The 17,352-nt window shown below is 70.5% G+C and carries 20 protein-coding genes and 1 tRNA gene; 10 read left to right on the top strand and 11 right to left on the bottom strand.

Features of this window, described 5'->3' with window-relative positions; genetic code table 11:
• Window positions 1-77 precede the first annotated feature (77 nt).
• The 7 genes from ACFQMF_RS06870 to msrA all read right to left on the bottom strand — a co-directional run bounded on the left by ACFQMF_RS06870 (window position 78) and on the right by msrA (window position 5,870).
• Window positions 78-815 carry a hypothetical protein gene (locus tag ACFQMF_RS06870; protein ID WP_256409397.1) on the bottom strand — a complete coding sequence of 246 codons (738 nt, stop codon included), beginning with the start codon at window positions 813-815 and terminating at the stop codon, window positions 78-80.
• An 89-nt stretch (window positions 816-904) separates the two neighbouring features.
• On the bottom strand, window positions 905-2,212 hold the full coding sequence (gene gatA, locus ACFQMF_RS06875; RefSeq protein WP_256409398.1) for an Asp-tRNA(Asn)/Glu-tRNA(Gln) amidotransferase subunit GatA: 1,308 nt from the start codon (window positions 2,210-2,212) through the stop codon (window positions 905-907).
• On the bottom strand, window positions 2,212-2,562 hold the full coding sequence (gene gatC, locus ACFQMF_RS06880; RefSeq protein WP_256409399.1) for an Asp-tRNA(Asn)/Glu-tRNA(Gln) amidotransferase subunit GatC: 351 nt from the start codon (window positions 2,560-2,562) through the stop codon (window positions 2,212-2,214). Before gatC ends, gatA begins: the two co-directional genes overlap by 1 nt.
• A gap of 82 nt (window positions 2,563-2,644) precedes the next feature.
• Window positions 2,645-3,193 (bottom strand): universal stress protein, encoded by a 549-nt coding sequence (locus tag ACFQMF_RS06885; protein ID WP_256409400.1) that lies wholly within the window; start codon window positions 3,191-3,193, stop codon window positions 2,645-2,647.
• A 93-nt stretch (window positions 3,194-3,286) separates the two neighbouring features.
• A complete protein-coding gene (locus tag ACFQMF_RS06890; RefSeq protein ID WP_256409401.1) occupies window positions 3,287-4,441 on the bottom strand; it encodes a pyridoxal phosphate-dependent aminotransferase in 1,155 nt (384 codons plus the stop codon).
• Between the two features lie 31 nt (window positions 4,442-4,472).
• Window positions 4,473-4,877 (bottom strand): 6,7-dimethyl-8-ribityllumazine synthase, encoded by a 405-nt coding sequence (gene ribH, locus ACFQMF_RS06895; RefSeq protein ID WP_256409402.1) that lies wholly within the window; start codon window positions 4,875-4,877, stop codon window positions 4,473-4,475.
• 456 nt (window positions 4,878-5,333) lie between these two features.
• On the bottom strand, window positions 5,334-5,870 hold the full coding sequence (msrA, locus tag ACFQMF_RS06900; protein ID WP_256409403.1) for a peptide-methionine (S)-S-oxide reductase MsrA: 537 nt from the start codon (window positions 5,868-5,870) through the stop codon (window positions 5,334-5,336).
• A 492-nt stretch (window positions 5,871-6,362) separates the two neighbouring features.
• Between msrA and ACFQMF_RS06905 the strand changes: the two genes are divergently transcribed.
• The 7 genes from ACFQMF_RS06905 (at window position 6,363) to ftsY (ending at window position 10,621) form a co-directional block, all read left to right on the top strand.
• On the top strand, window positions 6,363-7,478 hold the full coding sequence (locus ACFQMF_RS06905) for a M20 family metallopeptidase (protein WP_256409404.1): 1,116 nt from the start codon (window positions 6,363-6,365) through the stop codon (window positions 7,476-7,478).
• A gap of 95 nt (window positions 7,479-7,573) precedes the next feature.
• Complete coding sequence (locus ACFQMF_RS06910) at window positions 7,574-7,726, top strand: 50S ribosomal protein L39e (protein ID WP_004050128.1); 153 nt, start codon at window positions 7,574-7,576, stop codon at window positions 7,724-7,726.
• Window positions 7,727-8,005, top strand: a complete 279-nt coding sequence (locus tag ACFQMF_RS06915; RefSeq protein WP_256409405.1) for a 50S ribosomal protein L31e — start codon at window positions 7,727-7,729, stop codon at window positions 8,003-8,005.
• Between the two features lies 1 nt (window position 8,006).
• Window positions 8,007-8,672, top strand: coding sequence for a translation initiation factor IF-6 (locus ACFQMF_RS06920; RefSeq protein ID WP_256409406.1), 666 nt, complete (start codon window positions 8,007-8,009; stop codon window positions 8,670-8,672).
• Between the two features lie 189 nt (window positions 8,673-8,861).
• A complete protein-coding gene (rpl18a, locus tag ACFQMF_RS06925; protein WP_256409407.1) occupies window positions 8,862-9,038 on the top strand; it encodes a 50S ribosomal protein L18Ae in 177 nt (58 codons plus the stop codon).
• Window positions 9,038-9,493: a prefoldin subunit alpha gene (gene pfdA / locus ACFQMF_RS06930; protein WP_256409637.1), complete on the top strand. Its 456-nt coding sequence runs from the start codon at window positions 9,038-9,040 to the stop codon at window positions 9,491-9,493. The genes rpl18a and pfdA overlap by 1 nt, the downstream gene beginning before the upstream one ends.
• Before the next feature lie 9 nt (window positions 9,494-9,502).
• A complete protein-coding gene (ftsY, locus tag ACFQMF_RS06935; protein WP_256409408.1) occupies window positions 9,503-10,621 on the top strand; it encodes a signal recognition particle-docking protein FtsY in 1,119 nt (372 codons plus the stop codon).
• A gap of 39 nt (window positions 10,622-10,660) precedes the next feature.
• Here the strand turns inward: ftsY and ACFQMF_RS06940 are convergent, their stop codons facing one another.
• Window positions 10,661-12,277, bottom strand: a complete 1,617-nt coding sequence (locus ACFQMF_RS06940) for a long-chain-fatty-acid--CoA ligase (RefSeq protein WP_256409409.1) — start codon at window positions 12,275-12,277, stop codon at window positions 10,661-10,663.
• A gap of 263 nt (window positions 12,278-12,540) precedes the next feature.
• Between ACFQMF_RS06940 and ACFQMF_RS06945 the strand changes: the two genes are divergently transcribed.
• The 3 genes from ACFQMF_RS06945 (at window position 12,541) to ACFQMF_RS06955 (ending at window position 13,826) form a co-directional block, all read left to right on the top strand.
• A complete protein-coding gene (locus tag ACFQMF_RS06945) occupies window positions 12,541-12,747 on the top strand; it encodes a hypothetical protein (protein WP_256409410.1) in 207 nt (68 codons plus the stop codon).
• Window positions 12,748-12,891: 144 nt separating this feature from the next.
• Window positions 12,892-12,966, top strand: a tRNA-Met gene (locus ACFQMF_RS06950).
• 248 nt (window positions 12,967-13,214) lie between these two features.
• Window positions 13,215-13,826 (top strand): translation initiation factor IF-2 subunit beta, encoded by a 612-nt coding sequence (locus ACFQMF_RS06955; protein WP_256409411.1) that lies wholly within the window; start codon window positions 13,215-13,217, stop codon window positions 13,824-13,826.
• A gap of 41 nt (window positions 13,827-13,867) precedes the next feature.
• On the opposite strand, the gene ACFQMF_RS06960 is transcribed toward ACFQMF_RS06955, so the two are convergent.
• From ACFQMF_RS06960 to ACFQMF_RS06970, 3 genes are all read right to left on the bottom strand, one after another.
• Window positions 13,868-14,020 (bottom strand): hypothetical protein, encoded by a 153-nt coding sequence (locus ACFQMF_RS06960; RefSeq protein ID WP_256409412.1) that lies wholly within the window; start codon window positions 14,018-14,020, stop codon window positions 13,868-13,870.
• Window positions 14,021-14,136: 116 nt separating this feature from the next.
• Window positions 14,137-16,500: an ATP-dependent DNA helicase gene (locus ACFQMF_RS06965; protein WP_256409413.1), complete on the bottom strand. Its 2,364-nt coding sequence runs from the start codon at window positions 16,498-16,500 to the stop codon at window positions 14,137-14,139.
• Window positions 16,501-16,621: 121 nt separating this feature from the next.
• Window positions 16,622-17,278, bottom strand: a complete 657-nt coding sequence (locus ACFQMF_RS06970; RefSeq protein ID WP_256409414.1) for an HAD family hydrolase — start codon at window positions 17,276-17,278, stop codon at window positions 16,622-16,624.
• Window positions 17,279-17,352 lie beyond the last annotated feature (74 nt).

Here is a 17,352-nt window from a genome sequence, read left to right on the forward strand (position 1 = left end):
TCGCGATCCGGGGGCGATCCGGGGCGGGTACGGACGATCCGGGGACGATCCGGGACGGTCCGATCCCGTCTCACCCGTCAGGGATCCGCCGATCCGTCGGCCGACTCGCCGTCGGCCGCTCCTTCGGACCCGTCGTCGGCCGCCTCTCCGAACTCGTCGTCGACTCCCCACCGCTCCTCGATCGAGTGGCCGTGCGAGTCGGCGGCGTCGACCCCGGTCGCGGGGCCGCCGGACTCGTCGCCGGCCGTCGCCGCCTCGGGGCCGTCCGCGTCGCCATCGGCTTCCGCCGGTGATTCGGGGTCCGTCACGCGGTCGGCGACGAGCGTCGAGAGCGGGTCGACCGTCACGGTCAGCCGCGCCACGACGAAGACGAGCGGGACGAACGACGCGACCAGGAACGCGGCGTCGTACGCCCACGCGAACCCGTCGAGCAGCGGGACCACGGCGCCGGCGAACCCGCGGTGCGCGACCAGCACGGCCGCGAGCACGACGAGCCAGTAGGCCAGCGCGGCGCCGTTCTCGGCGACGCGCTCGACGCGTTCCGCGGCGTCCGTCCGGTGGAGCGCGGCGCGCGTCAGCGAGGCGACCCTCGGCGCGGCGTACAGGAGGAGCGCGACGACCGCGGCCGTCACCACGGCGCCCGCGACCGCGGCGAACGTGACCGGCGTGAGCGGGACCAGGCGGTCGACGCCCGGCAGCAGCGTGAACAGGTATAACACCCCCACCAGCGCGAGCGCCGCGATAGCGACCCGACTGGCGGAGCGAACGGTCTCGCGGTCGAACGCGTCCGTCGCCGGCGACTCGGATTCGGTCATGATGCGCCCGGGGGAACGGGCGGGAGGCACATAACCGGCCGAGACGCTCAAGGCGGTTTAACGCGGATTAAGCGCCGACTGCGGCGTTCTCAGTCGGCGTCTTCGACCGCGCTCGCGGCGCGGATCACGGTCTCTTCGTCGAACTTCGGGCCGACCAGCTGGAGCCCGACGGGAAGCCCGTCGGCCTCGCCCGCGGGCACCGATATCGCCGGGAGGTTCGCGAGGTTCACCGGGGTCGTGTTCGCGTCCGCGAGGTACATCCGCAGCGGGTCGTCGAGGCTCTCGCCGAGCTCGAAGGGGAGCACCGGCATCGTCGGCGACGCTATCACGTCCACGTCCGCGAACGCCTCCTCGAAGTCCCGCCGGACCCACGCGCGGGCGTCCTGCGCCTTCTCGTAGTACTTGTCGTGGTAGCCCGCCGAGAGCGCGTACGTGCCGAGCAGGATCCGGCGCTTGACCTCCGCGCCGAACCCCTCCTCGCGCGTCTCCGCGAACGACTCGTTCCAGTTCCCGTCCGACTCGGCGCGGTTCCCGTACCGGACGCCGTCGAAGCGCGCGAGGTTCGAGGAGGCCTCCGCCATCGCGATCACGTAGTACGCCTGGACCGCGTGTTCGACCGACGGGAGCGAGATTTCGATGGTCTCCGCGCCCCGCGCCTCTAAGTCCGCGATCGCGGCCTCGACCGTCTCGACGACGCGCTCGTCGGCGCCCTCGAACAGCTCGGTCGGGACGCCGACCGTCAGTCCGTCGACGTCGCCGTCGGCGGCCGCGGCGTAGTTCGGGTCGGGGTCGGCGCCCTCCACGTCGGCGAGATCGCGCGTGGTCCCGTCGTTCGGGTCCGGCCCCGCGATGACGTCGAGCGCGGCGGCCGCCTCCTCGACGGTGCCCGCGATCGGGCCGATCTGTTCGAGGGAGTTCGCGTACGCGACGAGCCCGTACCGCGAGACGAGCCCGTACGTCGGCTTGATCCCGACGACGCCGCAGAACGCGGCCGGGCAGCGCACCGACCCGCCCGTGTCGGAGCCGAGCGCGAGGTCGGCCTCGCCCGCGGCGACCGCCGCGGCCGATCCGCCCGAGGAGCCGCCCGGGACGCGCTCCGGGTCGACGGGGTTCCGCGTGGGACCGAACGCGGAGGTCTCCGTCGTCGTCCCCATCCCGAACTCGTCCATGTTCGCCTTGCCGACGACCGTCGCGCCGGCCGCCGCGAGGCGGTCGACGACCGTCGCGGAGTACGGCGGGACGTAGTCGGCGAGCATCTCGGAGCCGCAGGTCGTCCGGATCCCCTCCGTGGAGATGTTGTCCTTGACCGCGACGGTCTTGTCGGCCAGGGGGCCCTCGGCGTCCGCGTCGCCCTCGACCGTCTCCTCGGTGATGAACAGGTTGAGATCGGCCGCCATCACGACACCTTCGGGCCGACGAAGTAGCCGTCCTCCGTCTCCTCGGCGTTCGACAGCGCCTCCGCCTGCGTGAGTCCCGCCTCGACCTCGTCGGGACGCATCACGTTGACGAGGTCCTCCTCGCGCTCGGTCTCGGGGACCTCGTCGAGCGCCTCGAAGTAGTCGAGGATGTCGCCGAACTGCGCCGCGAACTCGTCGACCTCGTCGTCGGCGAGCCGGACGCGGGCCAGCTCCGCGACGTGACGGACCTCCTCGGCGTCGACGGCCGCGGCGTCGGACCCGTCGGGCGAGTCCGCGTCGCCCGACTCGCCCCCCGCCGCGTCACCAGTCGACTCGGACGTATCGCTCATACGCCGAGGTGTCGCGCTCGGGGAGTAAGGGTTTCGGAACGTCGCACCGGGGGGTGTCTCCCGGAAAAATCGGCGCGCGCGGTCACTCGCCCTCGTCGGCCCGGACCGTCACCACCGGCGCGTCCGCCATGCGCACCACCTTCTCCGTGACGCTGCCGAGGAGGTAGCGCTCGACGCCGGTCCGGCCGTGCGTCCCCATCACGACGAGGTCGACGTCGCGCTCGTCCGCGTATCCCAGGATCGCCGAGTGGGGGGTTCCCATCTCGACGGCGACCTCCAGGTCGATCCCCTCGGACGACTCGGTCCCCGTCTCGGATTCGGTCCCGGTCTCGGACCCGGTCTCCGTTCCGAGGAGGTCGCGCGCGTGTTCCGCGAGCTCGTCGGCGATCTCGTCGCGGTCGAGCCGGTCCTCGTGTCGGCCGATGTATCCCCCCTCGGGCGACCGTCCGCTCATCGCCTGGCTCTCCTCGTCGAGGAACGCCCCGCTCAGTCCGAGGCCGCCCTCGCGGGTGTCGACGACGTGGAGCACGTGGACGGTCGCGTCGAACGCGGACGCGAGCTCCCCGACGTGCGCCGCCGCCGCCTCCGACCCGGTGCTCCCGTCCGTCGGGTACAGGATGTCGTGGTACATGGTACCACCACCCGGTAAATTCGTAGAGTAGCGGTAAAAACGCACCGCGGATTCCCGAACTCGGCCGATTCGACCGCCGGTCGGGCGCCGCGACTACAGCAGGTCGTTCGAGACGAGCCGGTCGACCGCCTCGCGCAGGCGCTCCTCGCTCGCGGCGTACGAGATCCTGGCGTGGCCGGGCGCGTTGAACGCGCTGCCCGGGACGCAGGCGACCGCGGCCTCCTCGATCGCGGCCTCGCACCACGCCTGGTCGTCGTCCGCGACCGGAATCATCATGTAGAAGGCGCCGTCGCCGACGTCGACGTCGACGCCGTGCTCGTCGAACAGGTCGACGAGGAGGTCGCGGCGGTCGGCGAACGCCCGCCGCATCTCCTCGACCGACTCGTCGGTGTTCTCCAGCGCCTCGACGCCCGCGCGCTGCACGAAGTTCGTGGCGCAGGAGACGGAGTGCGAGTGGAGCTTCCCAGCCTGGCCGACGAAGTCGTCCGTGGCGTGCAGGTAGCCGAGCCGCCAGCCGGTCATCGAGTACGCCTTCGAGAAGCCGTTGACCGTGACCGTGCGGTCGGCCATCCCGTCGAGGCTCGCGAGCGAGACGTGCTCGGCGTCGTAGATGATGCGCTCGTAGATCTCGTCGGCGATCACGGCGACGTCGTGCTCGACGGCGAGGTCGCGGACGCCCTCCAGCGCGGCCTCCGAGAAGACCGCGCCCGTGGGGTTCGACGGGGAGTTGACGACGAGCAGTTCGGTGTCGTCCGACACCGTCTCCGCGAGATCGTCGAGCGCGGGCTCCAGCTGGAAGCCGTGCGGCGACAGGTCGACGCGGGAGAGGTCGCCGCCGGCGAGCTTCGCCATCGCCTCGTATGAGACCCACGCCGGATCGAGGAGGACGACCTCGTCGCCGTCGTCGATCAGCGTCTGGAACGTCTCGTACAGGGCCTGCTTGCCGCCGGGGGTGACGATCACCTCGTCGGCGTCGGCGTCGATCCCGGTACCGCGGAGCTTCTCGGCGATCGCCGCCTTCAGCTCGGGGATCCCGTTCGAGGAGGTGTACCCCGTGTGGCCCGCGTCGAGGGCCGCCTTGCCGGCCTCGACGACGTTCTCGGGCGTGTCGAAGTCGGGCTCGCCGACCGAGAGGTCGACGATGTCGGCGCCCTCGGCCTCCTTCTCCGCCGCGAGGTTCGATATCGCCAGCGTCGCGCTGGGCTCTACGCGTCCGATCCGCTCTGAGAAGTCGTATGCGTCGCTCATTGTCGTTGGGTCCGTCTGTCGTCTCCGGCGCTCATTCGAGCTCCTCCGCGAGGTCGATCGCGGCGTTCGCCGCCTCCGCGCCCTTGTCTATCCGCTCGCGGGCCTCCGCGCCGGACATCCCCGGGCCGCTCACGCCGAACGTCACCGGGGTGTCGCGGTCGAGGCTCACGCGCGTGAGCTGTTCGGCGGTCGCGCTCGCGATGACGTGGTCGTGGTCGGTGTCGCCGGTGACGATGGCGCCGACGACCGCGACGGCGTCGACGTCGTCCCGGCGCGCGAGCCGGTCGGCGGCCAGGGGGCTGTCGTACGCCCCCGGCACGCTCACCTCGTCGACGACGACCGCGTCGCGGTCGGCGGCCGCCTCGCGGGCGGCCTCGGCCATCGGCTCCGTGACGGAGTCGTTGAACCGCGCCACCACCAGTCCCAGCGAGACCATACGAACGGTCGCACGGGCGACGGCAAAGGTCTACCGTTCCGGGGCCGGGTTCCCGGGCGAACCGATTCGGGAACGACGCCGGAGCGGGCGAGTATTGCTTATAAATGAATGAGGCGGTCGGCGCGTGCCTGCGAGCGGCCGACAGGCCGCGAGCCAGCACGCGCGAGGGAGTCGCGAGCGTAGCGGGCGACCGAAGGGAGCCCCGAGCGAGCGACGAGGTTGGGGAGGCGTGAGGCTGCGGGGCGGTGCAGTCGGGTGGGACTCAAAGGGGCAGCCGCGAGGACGACGCTTGGCGACGCAAGCACTGCAGGGAGCGAGCAACGCGAGCGACTGAAGCGCGCAGCGAGCCACGCGAGTCCTCGCGGCTGGGGCTTTGGAGGTGTTCCTCGCAAAGTAGTCAGTCGGTCATCTGCGATCGGCCGGGACTCAAAAGGCGTTCACTGCGGAATTCACCGATTACTTCGCGACCTTCGCCTCGAACTTCTCGCGCACCTTCTCCATCTTCGGCTTCGCGTGGAAGGTGCAGTAGGCGTCGTTCGGGTTCTTCGTGAAGTAGTCCTGGTGGTGCTCCTCTGCCCGATAGAATGTCTCCAGCCGGTCGAGCTCCGTCACCACGTCGTCGTCGTACTCCTCGTCGAGCGCCTCGACGTAGGCCGCGGCGGCCTCGCGCTGGGCCTCGTCGTGATAGAGGACGATCGAGCGGTACTGGCTCCCCACGTCCGGGCCCTGCCGGTTGAGCTGGGTCGGGTCGTGGATCTCGAAGAACGCCTCCAACACCTCGTCGTAGGCGACCACGTCTGGGTCGAACTCGACCTGCACGACCTCGGCGTGGCCGGTGTTGCCGGAGCAGACCTGCTTGTACGTGGGGTCGTCGACGTCGCCGCCCGCGTAGCCGGAGGTGACCGACTCGACGCCGGCGAGCTGTTCGAGCGCCGCCTCGACGCACCAGAAGCACCCGCCGCCGAGCGTCGCGGTTTCGAGCTGATCGGACATAGGCGTTGCAAGGGCTCGGAGACGTATTAATCACGCGCGCTTGTGAGGGAGACGTGATTCACTCAGCGGGGCCCCGTGTATAAATCGTCGAGACAGAATCGGTGAACACCTCCAAAGCCCCAGCCGTCGAGGCGGGCGCACGCTCGCTGCGCTCCTCGATCGCTCGCGTTGCTCGCTCTCTGCGGTGCTTGCGTCGTCATCAGAACGCGGAGCGTTCTGATTGGCTCACGAGAACGGAGCTCTCGTGAACGCCTGCGCCCGCCTCGACGGCTCCCCCTTTGAGTCCCACCCCGCCCCGCACAGCACCGCACCTCACGCCTCCCCAACCTCGTCGCTCGCTCGGGGCTCCCTACGGTCGCCCACAGCGCTCGCGACTCCCTCGCGCGGCGCTGTTCGCGCCCGATGGGCGCTCACAGGCGCGCGCCACCGCGGTTGAGTTACAAACACTCTCGTAGACTCAGTTTTTAAGCGGCTGAGCGCCGACCCGACCGTATGGACGAACTCGCGGACCTGACTGAGACGCTCGTCTCGATCCCCTCCCACGAGGACGAGGCCGCCGCCGGCGACGCCATCGAGGAGTGGCTCCGCGCGGAGACCGACGCGCGGGTCGAGCGCGACGACGCCGGCAACGTGATCGCTCGGAAGGGAGCGACCGACGATCCCGACGCCGACGCGCTCGCGCTGGTCGGCCACCACGACGTGGTCCCGCCGGCCGAGCGCCAGACGACCGGCGGGGGGAGCGCCGGCGACTACGTCGTCGAGCGCCGCGACGGCCGGATATACGGCCGCGGCGCGGCCGACATGAAGGGCGCGGTGGCGGCCTGCATGCTCGCCTTCCGCGAGGCCGAGCCGCCGGCGGGCCGCGAGCTCGCGTTCGCGTCGTTCGTCGGCGAGGAGGTCGGCGGCGAGGGGGCGCGCCACGCGATCGACGCGGGGTTCGCCCCCGACCGCGCGCTCGTCGCGGAGGGGTCGACGGACTACTCGAAGCCCGGCGTCACCGACGTCGCCGTCGCGCACAAGGGCCGGCGCGCGTCGACGCTCGTCGCGCACGGGACCGCGGCGCACGCGTCCGAGCCGGAGGCGGGAGAGAACGCGATCTACCGCGCGAGCGACGCGATCGACGTGGTCCGCGGGCTCGACGCGCCGGAGGCGACGGTGTTCGGCGAGTCGGTCACCGGCTCGCTCGCCGTGACGATGGCCCACGGCGGCGAGACGTGGAACGTGATCCCGGAGCGCTGCGAGGTGACGGTCGACGAGCGCACCGTCCCCGGCGACCGCGCCGACCTCGCCCGCGCCGAGGGGGTCGCGGGCGTCGAGTGGGAGGTCGACCAGGACCTCCCGCCGATGGCCTGCGGCGACGACGCCTTCGCCGACGCCGCGCTGGCGGTCGCCCGCGAGGTCCACGACGAGCTGGGGCTCGACGCGCCCGAACGCGTCGTCAAGCCGCACGCGACCGACGCGGGCTGGCTCGCCGAGGCCGGCACCGACTGCCTCGTCTGCGGCGCCTCCGAGCCGGGCGAGGCGCACACCGACACGGAGAGCGTCGGGATCGAGGTCCTCGACCGGTGTTATCGCATTTATAAGGGAATCTCCGAACGACCGCTCTGAGCGCCGGCGAGGGGAGGCGTCTCGGGGTGTCCTCTCGCCGCGAGCGACGCGGTATGGAAGGGGTTTTATGCGCCCCGCGGGAACTGTGGGCTACTATGGGAGACAAGTCGAAGGCTCAGAAGAAGCGTCTGGCGAAGGCGGAGCGCCAGAACACCCGCGTCCCCGCGTGGGTCATGATGAAGACGGACATGAACGTGACGCGAAACCCCAAGCGGCGCAACTGGCGCCGGAACGACCTGGACGAATAGATGAGCACCAGCGACTTCGAGGAGCGCGTCGTCACCGTCCCGCTCCGCGACGCCAACGACAAGCCGGTCCAGGAGCGCGCCGACTTCGCGATGCGGATCGTCCGCGAGCACCTCGCGCAGCACTTCTCCGTCGACGAGGACGACGTCGTCATCGACACCTCGGTCAACGAGGCCGTCTGGGCGAACGGGCGCGAGAACCCGCCGAGCAAGGTCCGCGTCCGCGCGGCCCGGTTCGTCGAGGACGGCGAGCCCGTCGTCGAAGCCGAGTACGCCGAGTAACGTGTTACGGGCGACCTTCACCGGCTCGTCGTACGTGGGCGTGTTCGCCCGCGCGATCGACGACCTCCTGTTGGTTCGGCCGGACGTCGACGAGGAGCTCGCCGAGTCGCTCGGCGAGGAGCTGGACGCCGAGCCCCTCCTCACGACGGTCGGCGGCGCCAACACCGTCGGCTCCCTCGCGACGGGCAACGAGAACGGGGTTCTCGTCTCCGCGCGGGCGACCGAACGGGAGCGGTCGCGGATCGCCGAGGCCGCCGACCGCGAGGTCGGCGAGCTCCCCGGCGAGATCAACGCGGCCGGGAACGTCGTCCTCGCGAACGACTACGGCGCCTACGTCCACCCGGACCTCCCGCGCGAGTCGATCGTGACGATCAGGGACACCCTCGGCGTCCCCGTGGAGCGCGGCGACCTCGGCGGCGTCCGCACCGTCGGAACGGCGGCGGCCGCCAACGACGCCGGCGTCCTCTGTCACCCGAAATCGAACGAGTCGGAGCTGCAGGCCGTCGAGGAGGCGCTCGACGTCCGCACCGACCTCGGCACGATCAACTACGGCGCGCCGCTCGTCGGCTCCGGCCTCGTCGCCACCGACGAGGGGTACGTCGTCGGCGAGGACACGACCGGGCCGGAGCTCGGCCGCATCGAGGAGACGCTCGGGTTCATCGACTGACTCCGGATTCCGCCCCGCCGACCGCGGCGCGACCGCTCGGACCGCCGTTTCGCCGTCCGCGTGCCCCGGTGCCGTTCGCCTATTCTCCCCGAATTCGCGCCGTAACCTCCGAGCGAGGCGGATCCGGCCCGCGTCTCCGTTCCTCGCTTTTTAGGAAGATACTTCCCTGTCCCTGCCGGATCGGTGAACATGAGTACCTACACGGTGAGTGGACGGTTCCAGAGCCGAGGCGACTACCAGCCGTTCACGAAGGAGGTCGAGGCCGAGAACGAGGACCTCGCCCGCGAGCGCATCTACACCACGGTCGGGAGCCAGCACAACCGGAAGCGCACCCAGATCGAGATCGAGGAGGTGTCCGCGGCATGATGGGCGGCGGGCAACAGCAGCTCCAGCAGCTCTCGCAGGAGCTGCAGGCGCTCGACGAGGAGATCGAGGCGCTCGAAGCGGAGATCGCGGAGTTCCGCGAGGAGCAGTCCGACATCGACGACGCGGTCGAGGCGATCGAGACCCTCGACTCGGGGTCGACGGTGCAGGTCCCGCTCGGCGGCGGCGCCTACGTCCGCGCCGAGGTCCAGGATATCGACGAGATCATCGTCTCGCTCGGCGGCAACTACTCCGCCGAGCAGAGCGAGGAGGACGCGATCGACGTGCTCCGGCGCAAGCAGGAGGCGCTCGACGACCGCATCGAGGAGACGCAGGCGGAGGTCGACGAGCTCGAAGACGAGAGCGAGGAGCTCGAACAGCAGGCCCAGCAGATGCAACAGCAGATGCAGCAGCAGCAGATGCAGCAGATGGGACAGGGCCAGGACGACGGGGAGTAACGACTGACCGTGTTCGACGGACTGAAGGACAAGCTCTCGGGGTTCCGGGAGGACGTCGAGGAGAGCGCGGACGTCGAGGAGGAGCCCGCAGAGGGCGACGAGCCCGCGAACGGCGACCCGACGAGCGGCGACCCGGCCGCCGGCGACGACGCCGCCGCGAGCGGTGACGCGGAGGTGGTCGCGGCCGAGGCGCCCGCGGACGCCGAGGCGGAGCCCGCGAGCGACGCCGCCGACGACGAGCCGAGCGCCTTCCAGCGCGCGAAGGCGTTCGCCACCGGCCGGATCATCATCGAGGAGGAGGACTTAGAGGAGCCGCTGTGGAACCTGGAGATGGCCCTCTTGGAGAGCGACGTGGAGATGAGCGTCGCGGAACAGATCCTCGACACCGTCCGCGAGAAGATGCTCGGCGAGTCGCGCAAGCAGGTCGAGACGACCGGCGAGCTGGTCGAGTCGGCGCTCCACGACGCCCTGCTCGACGTGATCGCCGTCGGCCAGTTCGACTTCGAGGAGCGGATCGCCGAGGCCGACAAGCCCGTCACCATCGTCTTCACCGGCGTCAACGGCGTCGGGAAGACGACGAGCATCGCGAAGCTCTCCGAGTGGCTCGCCGACCGCGGCTACTCGTCGGTGCTGGCGAACGGCGACACCTACCGGGCGGGCGCCAACGAGCAGATCGCGGAGCACGCCGACCGGCTCGACCGGGAGCTGATCTCCCACGACCAGGGCGGCGACCCCGCGGCCGTCATCTACGACGGCGTCGAGTACGCCGCGGCCAACGACGTCGACGTCGTGCTCGGCGACACGGCCGGCCGGCTCCACACGAGCGACGACCTGATGGCGCAACTGGAGAAGATCGACCGCGTCGTCGACCCGGACATGACGCTGTTCGTCGACGAGGCGGTCGCGGGCCAGGACGCCGTGAACCGCGCGAAGGAGTTCAACGACGCCGCCGAGATCGACGGCGCGGTCCTGACGAAGGCCGACGCCGACTCCTCCGGCGGCGCCGCCATCTCGGTGGCGTACGTCACCGGGAAGCCGATCCTCTTCCTCGGGACCGGACAGGGGTACGACGACCTCACCCTGTTCGAGCCCGAGGCGCTCGTCGAGAGCCTGCTCGACGAGGAGTGAGGCGGGCGGTCACCGCCCTCGCTCCGCCGCTTCCTCGCGCTACCCTTCGCCGACCATCCGCTCCTCCTCGTCCCACTCGCGCTCGCGCAGCTCGTACTTCTGGATCTTCCCCGTCGCCGTCGTGGGAAGCTCGGCGACGAACTCCACCTCGCCGGGGGTCTTGTAGTCGGCGACGCGCTCGCGGACGAACGCCTTCAGCTCCTCGGCCGTCGCGCCCGGATCGTCCGGGTCGCCGCTCGCCGGGACGACGAACGCCTTCGGCGTCTCCCCCCAGCGCTCGTCGGGCGCCGGGATGACGGCGGTGTCGGAGACGGCGTCGTGCTCGAAGAGGGTGTCCTCCAGTTCGATCGAGGAGATGTTCTCGCCCCCGGAGATGATGATGTCCTTCTTGCGGTCCTGGATCGAGACGAAGCCGTCCTCGTCGACGACGGCGAGGTCGCCCATGTGGTAGTAGCCCTCCAGCCGCTCCGAGAATGCCGCCTCGGTGGCCTCGGGCTTGTTCCAGTAGCGGTCCATCACCTGGTTCCCGCGGACGACAATCTCGCCGATCGTCTCGCCGTCGGCGGGCACGTCCTCGCCGTCCTCGTCGACGACGCGCACGTCGGTGCCGAGGTAGCCGATCCCCTGCGTCTTCTTCACCGCGAAGCGGTCCGGCGAGTCCGCCTCAAAGTGCCGCTTCGCGTCCGAGGTGGTGATCAGGGGACCCGTCTCGGTCGCGCCGTACACATGTTTGAGCTCCCAGCCGAACTCCTCCTCGACGGTCCGGATCGTCGCCTCCGGCGGCGCCGCGCCCGCGGTGGCGACCCGCACGTCGCTGTCGCCGGTCGTCGCGCCGCCGTGCTCGGCGTGGTGGTCGCCGAGCATGTTGAGGACGGTCGGGGCCGCACAGAAGTAGGAGACGTCCTCCTCGCGGATCCGGTCGAACGTCTCCGCGACGTCGACGCCGCGGGTGCAGACGTGTCGGGCGCCCAGCCCCGTGATCGCGTAGATGTGCCCCCAGCCGTTGACGTGGAACATCGGGAGCGTCCAGAGGTAGACGTCGTCGTCGGTGATCTCCTGGTGGATCGCGATGAGGTAGGCGTGGAGCGTCTCGGCGCGGTGGGTGCGGCAGACGCCCTTCGGGTCGCCGGTGGTCCCGGAGGTGTAGTTGATCGTGATCACATCGTCCTCGTCCATCTCCGGGCGCTCGTAGGCGTCGGGGTCGGCGGCGTCGAGCGCCGCGTCGAACGACTCCCAGTCGCCCGCGACCGCGTCCGCGTCGTTCGTGAGGAACGTCTCCGTCGGCACCTCGTCGCGGACCGCCTCGATCCGGTCGGCGTACTCGGCGTCGGCGTAGATCGCGTCGACGCCGGCGTCGGAGAGCATGTACGCGAAGTCGTCTGGCGTGAGCCGGTAATTCAGCGGCGCGTGGACCGCACCGACCTGCATCGCGCCGTAGGCCGCTTCGAGGTGGTAGTGGGTGTTCGGGTCCAACACCGCGACACGGTCGCCCTTCTCGATCCCCCGCGCCTGCAGGGCGGCCGAGAACCGGTCCGCGCGCTCGCCGAGTTCGGCGTACGTGTACCGCGTCCCGTCAGTCGCCAGGACGGCCTCCTCGTCCGCGTAGTGCCGGCGGGCCCGGTCCAGGAAGTCGGTCGTCAGTAGCGGTTTTCGCATCAGTTTATCACTATTTATGATTGATAAAAGCGTTTGCGGCCGACGCAAGCAAGCCAGGGGACGGCGCCGTGACTTCCCTCGTTCGGCTCCGGCGATCTCCACCTCGGTGATCCGGGGTGTAGAGGCCCGTATTCGGAGCGTGGGGACCGGCGTCGGAGCGTGGGGACCGGCGTCGGAGCGTGAGGACCCGCGTTCGAGGCGCGGGGCTCGGCACCTCGCCTCGGGAACGGGGGTTTACACGGCGCCCGCCCCACGGGAAAGGTATGACCGACGGATCCGGCCGGCCGATGATCGCCGAGGGGTACGTGGTTCCCATCGCGGGACTGATGGCGCTGCTGTTCGCCCTGATGGCGGGACTGACCGCCGGTCGCGCGCTGTCGGGCAACCCCGCCGACGCCGCGCTCCCCCTCGCGTTCGCCCTCGGTGCGCTCGCCGCGATCCGGATCCGCGGGCGATACGCCGCCGACTGACGCGAACGCCGTCGCCGTCGGGACCTGAGACCCCGCCGAATTCGGGTGATTCCGCCGCCCTCGGTATATAAATCGCGCGCGGCCGAATCGCATACGGGCGACGGGATCAGAACCCTTAACAGTCGCAACGGGTTTTGATACGATAGCGGGATGGGATAGCCAGGAGATTCCGCCGGGCTCATAACCCGGAGATCGGTAGTTCAAATCTACCTCCCGCTATCTTCTGTCGACGACCGCGAACGCCGAGCGCTGCGAGGCGCGAGCGGCGTCGTCGACGAGATAGCCCCGGAAGGGATTTGAACCAGGGAACGGAGCGGTGCGGAGCGATCGCGGTTCAAATCTACCTCCCGCTACTTCCGGCCGACCGCCACGTTCGTAGCGGCGGTCTCGTCTCGCGCCGACTCCCCTTTCGACCCGTCGCTCTCGAACCCGGAAGCGATTTCCGTCGCGCTGTCGTTCCCTCGCGTATGGATTACGAATCGAGCCTCGACCGCGCGATGGAGGAGGTACCGGACCTCGGCGGCTCCGACGAGCGGCTGTCGGTGCCCGACCCGGAGACGCAGAAGGACGGCGCGTTCACCAGACTGACGAACCTCTCGGCGATCGCGGACGCCCTGAGCCGCGAGCCCGAGCACGTCCACTCGAAGATCCAGCAGGAGCTCGGGACCGCCGGCCAGTACGAGTCGGGCCGCGCCCGCTACAGCGGGAACTTCCGCGAGCGCGACTTCCAGGCCGCGGTCGACTCGTACATCGAGTCGTTCGTCACCTGCTCGGAGTGCGGCCTCCCCGACACGCGGTTGGAGACCGAGAACCGCACCCCGATGCTCCGGTGTGAGGCCTGCGGGGCGTTCCGCCCGGTCGCGAAGCAGAACACCTCGAACACCCAGCGGCAGGAGGAGGCCATCGAGTCCGGGAAGACCTACGAGCTCGAGATCGTCGGCACCGGTCGCAAGGGCGACGGCGTCGCCGAGGTCGGCGAGTACACCGTCTTCGTCCCCGGCGCGCAGGAGGGCGAGACCGTCACGGCGTACATCAAGAACGTCTCGGGGAGCCTCGCGTTCGCCCGCCGAGAGGACTGAGCGACCGGGTCGACGCGGCCCGCGCGCGGTCACGGCGCGAGCTACTCCACGCGACCGACGGCGACCCGGTGTCCGGTCGCTTCGGCGTGCGTTCGCTCCAGCGCGGTCGCGTCGCTGCCGGTTCCGAACAGGCGTTCGACCGGACACTCCCGGCAGACGACGTGGTACTTCGCTTCGTTCGGTGTGGATCGCATGGACGTTGCCACGCCCCCCTCCGACGTAGTTACACGCACCGTACCCGCGGTTAAACGGGACGTTATCCGGCGGTATCGAGACGCTCGTCGCCGGGCGCGACCGGTGCCGTCCGAGGTCAGTCGCCGCCGGCCCGGCGTTCGAACCGGTCGAGCGCGAGCCCGAGCATGTCCGGGCTCACGGGCTGGTACTCCTCGCGCTCGTGTGCCGGGAGGTACTCCCGGACGCTGTTCCACGACTCCCGGGCGTACCGCGCGTCGAGCAGGACGCGCACCCCGCGCTCCTCCGGGCCGCGGATGACGCGACCGACGGCCTGACGGGCCTTCCGCACCGCCGGCACCGTGAGCGCGGTCTCGAACCCGGACTCGAACCGGCGGTCGTAGGCGGTGACGACCGCCCGGGTCCGCGGCCGCGCCGTGTTGATGATGGGGACGCCACAGACCACGGCGGCCGACAGGCGGTCCCCGCGGTAGTCGACGCCCTCCGTGAGCGTGCCCCGGAGGCTCGTCACGAGCACCTTCCCCTCGCCCGCGAAGAAGTCGTCCTTCAGCGACTCCGTGGCGCGGTCGCCGGAGGACTCGTCGAGCAGCACGGGCTTGTCGAGGCGCTCCGCGAGCGACTCGGCCATCCACGTCGCCTCCGCGTAGCTCGGCGTGCCGACGAGGACGTTGCCCTCGCGGGCGGCCACCGTCGCCGTCGCGTCGAGGTACGCGAGGCGCGTGTCGTTCTCCTCGCCGGGCGGACCGCGGTTCTGATGCGTGAACTTCGGCGCGTCGACCGCGAAGCTCGCGCGGTTCGATTCGGGGAACGAGAGGCCGTACGTCCGCTCGACGACCGGCCGGCCCCGCGCTTCGAGGTGGTCGAGCCCGGTCACCTCGCGGAACACGTCCATCGGCTCCAGCGTCGCGCTCATGAGGACGCCGCCGCCGAACTCCGCGAGCCGGTCGCCGATCGGCTCGCTCGGGAGGCAGTTGTACAGCGCGAGGCTTGCGTTGTACGCGCGGCGCCACGAGTCCGGCGGTTCCGTCTCGTCCCACGTCCGCTCCAGGTCGATGGCCCGGAAGAACTCCTCGTGGTCCTCGCGGTACCAGGCGTTGAGCGTGCGCCCGACGCCCGGCGCCGCACGCCGCTTGTCGTCCTCCTCCAGCGAGTCGAGCACCCGCTTGACGACCGCGCCGACCTGCTGCGCGCGCGCCCAGACGCGGTCGCCGTACCCCTCACGTTTCGCCCACGCCGTGACCTCGTCCTCGTCCGGCTCCTCGGGGTCGCGGAGGGGGACCTCGTCGTCGTCGAGCTCGCGCATCGACGCCCGCCAGTCGGGCCGCTCGCGGTCGAGCCGCTCCGTCACCCGGCGGTCGAGCTCGCCGCGGAGGTCGGCGTAGAACTCGCGGACCGACTCGATCTCGTCGACGGTCACGTCGGCGTCTTCGAGCTCGCCCCGGACGAGCGCCGCGTCGTCCGACTCCGCGCCGGCCGTCTCGAAGGAGAGCGGCTGGACGACGCGGGTGAGCTCGTTCTCGGCGTCGCGGAGGCTGGCGTCGGCGACCGCGTCGCTCACGAGGTCGCGGACGCGCGGTTCGAGCATGTGCGCCTCGTCGCAGACGACGAACGTCGAGTCGTCGAGCAGCGCGCCGGTGAACGTCCCGGTCGTCACCGGATCGAACGCGTGGTAGTAGTTGCCGATGACGACCTCGACCTCGGGGACGAGCGCGCCCATGACCGAGTGCGGACAGGAGCCGTGGCCGGCGGCGAGCCGGACCAGCTCGTCGCTGTCGACGTGGCCGAGGTCGGTCACGTCGAACGGGACCGCCTCCGCCGGGTCGCCGTCCTCCGGGAGGTCGTCGAGGAAGCCGGCGTAGAACGGGCAGAACTCGGTCCCCTCGTACTCCTCCGTGTCGGGGCGGTAGGGGGTCGGCTCGCCGTCGACGCTGAGGTAGTCGGCGGCGGGGGCGTCATCGCCGGGCGAGCCTGTGTCGCTTCCCGAGTCCATCAGTCCCACCTGCTGGCTCCGCGCCTCGCTCACGAGGTTCGAAGTCGTCGTCGCGCCGCCGTCGCCGACGAGGTTCCGAGTGCGCTCGCGGAGCCCCTCGCAGCGCTCGTAGACGTTCTCGCGGTCGATCCCGCCGCGGTTCTCGCGCGCGTACGGGCAGACGTCCGCCTTGCCGACGAGGGTGAGCCCGGAGACCGGGTCGTACTCGTCGGGGAGGTCTGAGTTGATCGTCCCGAGGTCCGTCTCGAACTGGCGCAGCTGCTGTTTGACGCTCGTGAGGACGAAGACGCGCTCGAAGTTGGAGTCGGGGTCGCGGACGCGGTCGAGCCCGGCGGTGAGCGCGAGCATCGTCTTGCCGGTCCCGCACGCGCCCTCCAGGGCGAGGAAGCCGCCGTCCTCGGCGGCGTCGACGGCGGCGTCGATCCCGTCGGCCTGCTCCGGGTACGGCTCTGCGTGGCCGAAGATGTCGGCCCACGGCGGGGGGTTCGTCACTGTGGCGGCGTAGCTCCCCATCGGAGTTAAACCTTGAGAGAGCGGGACGGCCGCGGGGGTCACCGGCGGGCGGCCGCGGCGGGTCTCCGCCGACGGCCGACGTCCCCTCGCCGCGACCGTCCTACCCGACGATGTCGTGCAGGTCGGAGAGCCGGTCGATCTCCCACGTCGGCCACACGTTCAGCTCCCAGTCGCGGCGGTGAGGTCGCCGGATGAACGCGGAGTCGATACCGGCGTTCTCGGCCGCGCGCACGTCGGACTCGTTGTCGCCGACGAACAGGGCGTTCCCCGCGTCGAGGTCGCCGAGCGCCTGCTCGATGTAGTGGGGGTTCGGCTTGCGGAGCTGGAGCGAGTGGATCGTCGGTTCGCGGCCGTAGGCGGCGCCGAACCGCTCGAAGCCGTCGAAGTGCTCCACGAGGAAGTCGACCGTCGCCTGCTGGTTCGAGGAGACGATCCCCATCTCCACGTCGAGGTCGGCCAGCTCGTCGAGGTCGTCGTACGGGGTCTTGCGCCCCTCGCGCGCCTCCTGCTGTTGGGCCTTCGACACCACGTCGTCGCGGGTCCGCCAGAACGACCCCGGATCGAGGTCGTACGTCTGACAGACGGTCCCCACGCTGCCGGGGGTCGCACCGATGGTCATGCGCTCTACGTCGTCCGGATCGGGCTCCTCGACGCCGCACTCCTCGAACGCGCTCCGGGTTGCGTCCCGAAGCACGTCGAAGCGCGTGCGGCCCACGAGGACACCGTCGTTGTCGAACACGACGGTATCGTACGTCATACGTTCCGGAGTTGCTCAGCACTTAAAAGGGTTTCACCACCGATCCGTCGCGACGCCCCGTTCATTTATATACG

It is taken from the genome of Halorubrum rutilum (assembly GCF_042665015.1).
Classification (GTDB): domain Archaea; phylum Halobacteriota; class Halobacteria; order Halobacteriales; family Haloferacaceae; genus Halorubrum; species Halorubrum rutilum.

Coding starts and splice junctions, on each gene's coding strand:
- ACFQMF_RS06915 (WP_256409405.1), top strand. CDS start 7,727: ATGAGCACCAGCGACTTCGAGGAGCGCGTCGTCACCGTCCCGCTCCGC.
- gatA (WP_256409398.1), bottom strand. CDS start 2,212: ATGGCGGCCGATCTCAACCTGTTCATCACCGAGGAGACGGTCGAGGGC.
- ACFQMF_RS06890 (WP_256409401.1), bottom strand. CDS start 4,441: ATGAGCGACGCATACGACTTCTCAGAGCGGATCGGACGCGTAGAGCCC.
- pfdA (WP_256409637.1), top strand. CDS start 9,038: ATGGGCGGCGGGCAACAGCAGCTCCAGCAGCTCTCGCAGGAGCTGCAG.
- ribH (WP_256409402.1), bottom strand. CDS start 4,877: ATGGTCTCGCTGGGACTGGTGGTGGCGCGGTTCAACGACTCCGTCACG.
- ACFQMF_RS06955 (WP_256409411.1), top strand. CDS start 13,215: ATGGATTACGAATCGAGCCTCGACCGCGCGATGGAGGAGGTACCGGAC.
- gatC (WP_256409399.1), bottom strand. CDS start 2,562: ATGAGCGATACGTCCGAGTCGACTGGTGACGCGGCGGGGGGCGAGTCG.
- ACFQMF_RS06870 (WP_256409397.1), bottom strand. CDS start 815: ATGACCGAATCCGAGTCGCCGGCGACGGACGCGTTCGACCGCGAGACC.
- ACFQMF_RS06910 (WP_004050128.1), top strand. CDS start 7,574: ATGGGAGACAAGTCGAAGGCTCAGAAGAAGCGTCTGGCGAAGGCGGAG.
- ACFQMF_RS06905 (WP_256409404.1), top strand. CDS start 6,363: ATGGACGAACTCGCGGACCTGACTGAGACGCTCGTCTCGATCCCCTCC.
- rpl18a (WP_256409407.1), top strand. CDS start 8,862: ATGAGTACCTACACGGTGAGTGGACGGTTCCAGAGCCGAGGCGACTAC.
- ACFQMF_RS06960 (WP_256409412.1), bottom strand. CDS start 14,020: ATGCGATCCACACCGAACGAAGCGAAGTACCACGTCGTCTGCCGGGAG.
- ACFQMF_RS06945 (WP_256409410.1), top strand. CDS start 12,541: ATGACCGACGGATCCGGCCGGCCGATGATCGCCGAGGGGTACGTGGTT.
- ACFQMF_RS06940 (WP_256409409.1), bottom strand. CDS start 12,277: ATGCGAAAACCGCTACTGACGACCGACTTCCTGGACCGGGCCCGCCGG.
- msrA (WP_256409403.1), bottom strand. CDS start 5,870: ATGTCCGATCAGCTCGAAACCGCGACGCTCGGCGGCGGGTGCTTCTGG.
- ACFQMF_RS06885 (WP_256409400.1), bottom strand. CDS start 3,193: ATGTACCACGACATCCTGTACCCGACGGACGGGAGCACCGGGTCGGAG.
- ACFQMF_RS06970 (WP_256409414.1), bottom strand. CDS start 17,278: ATGACGTACGATACCGTCGTGTTCGACAACGACGGTGTCCTCGTGGGC.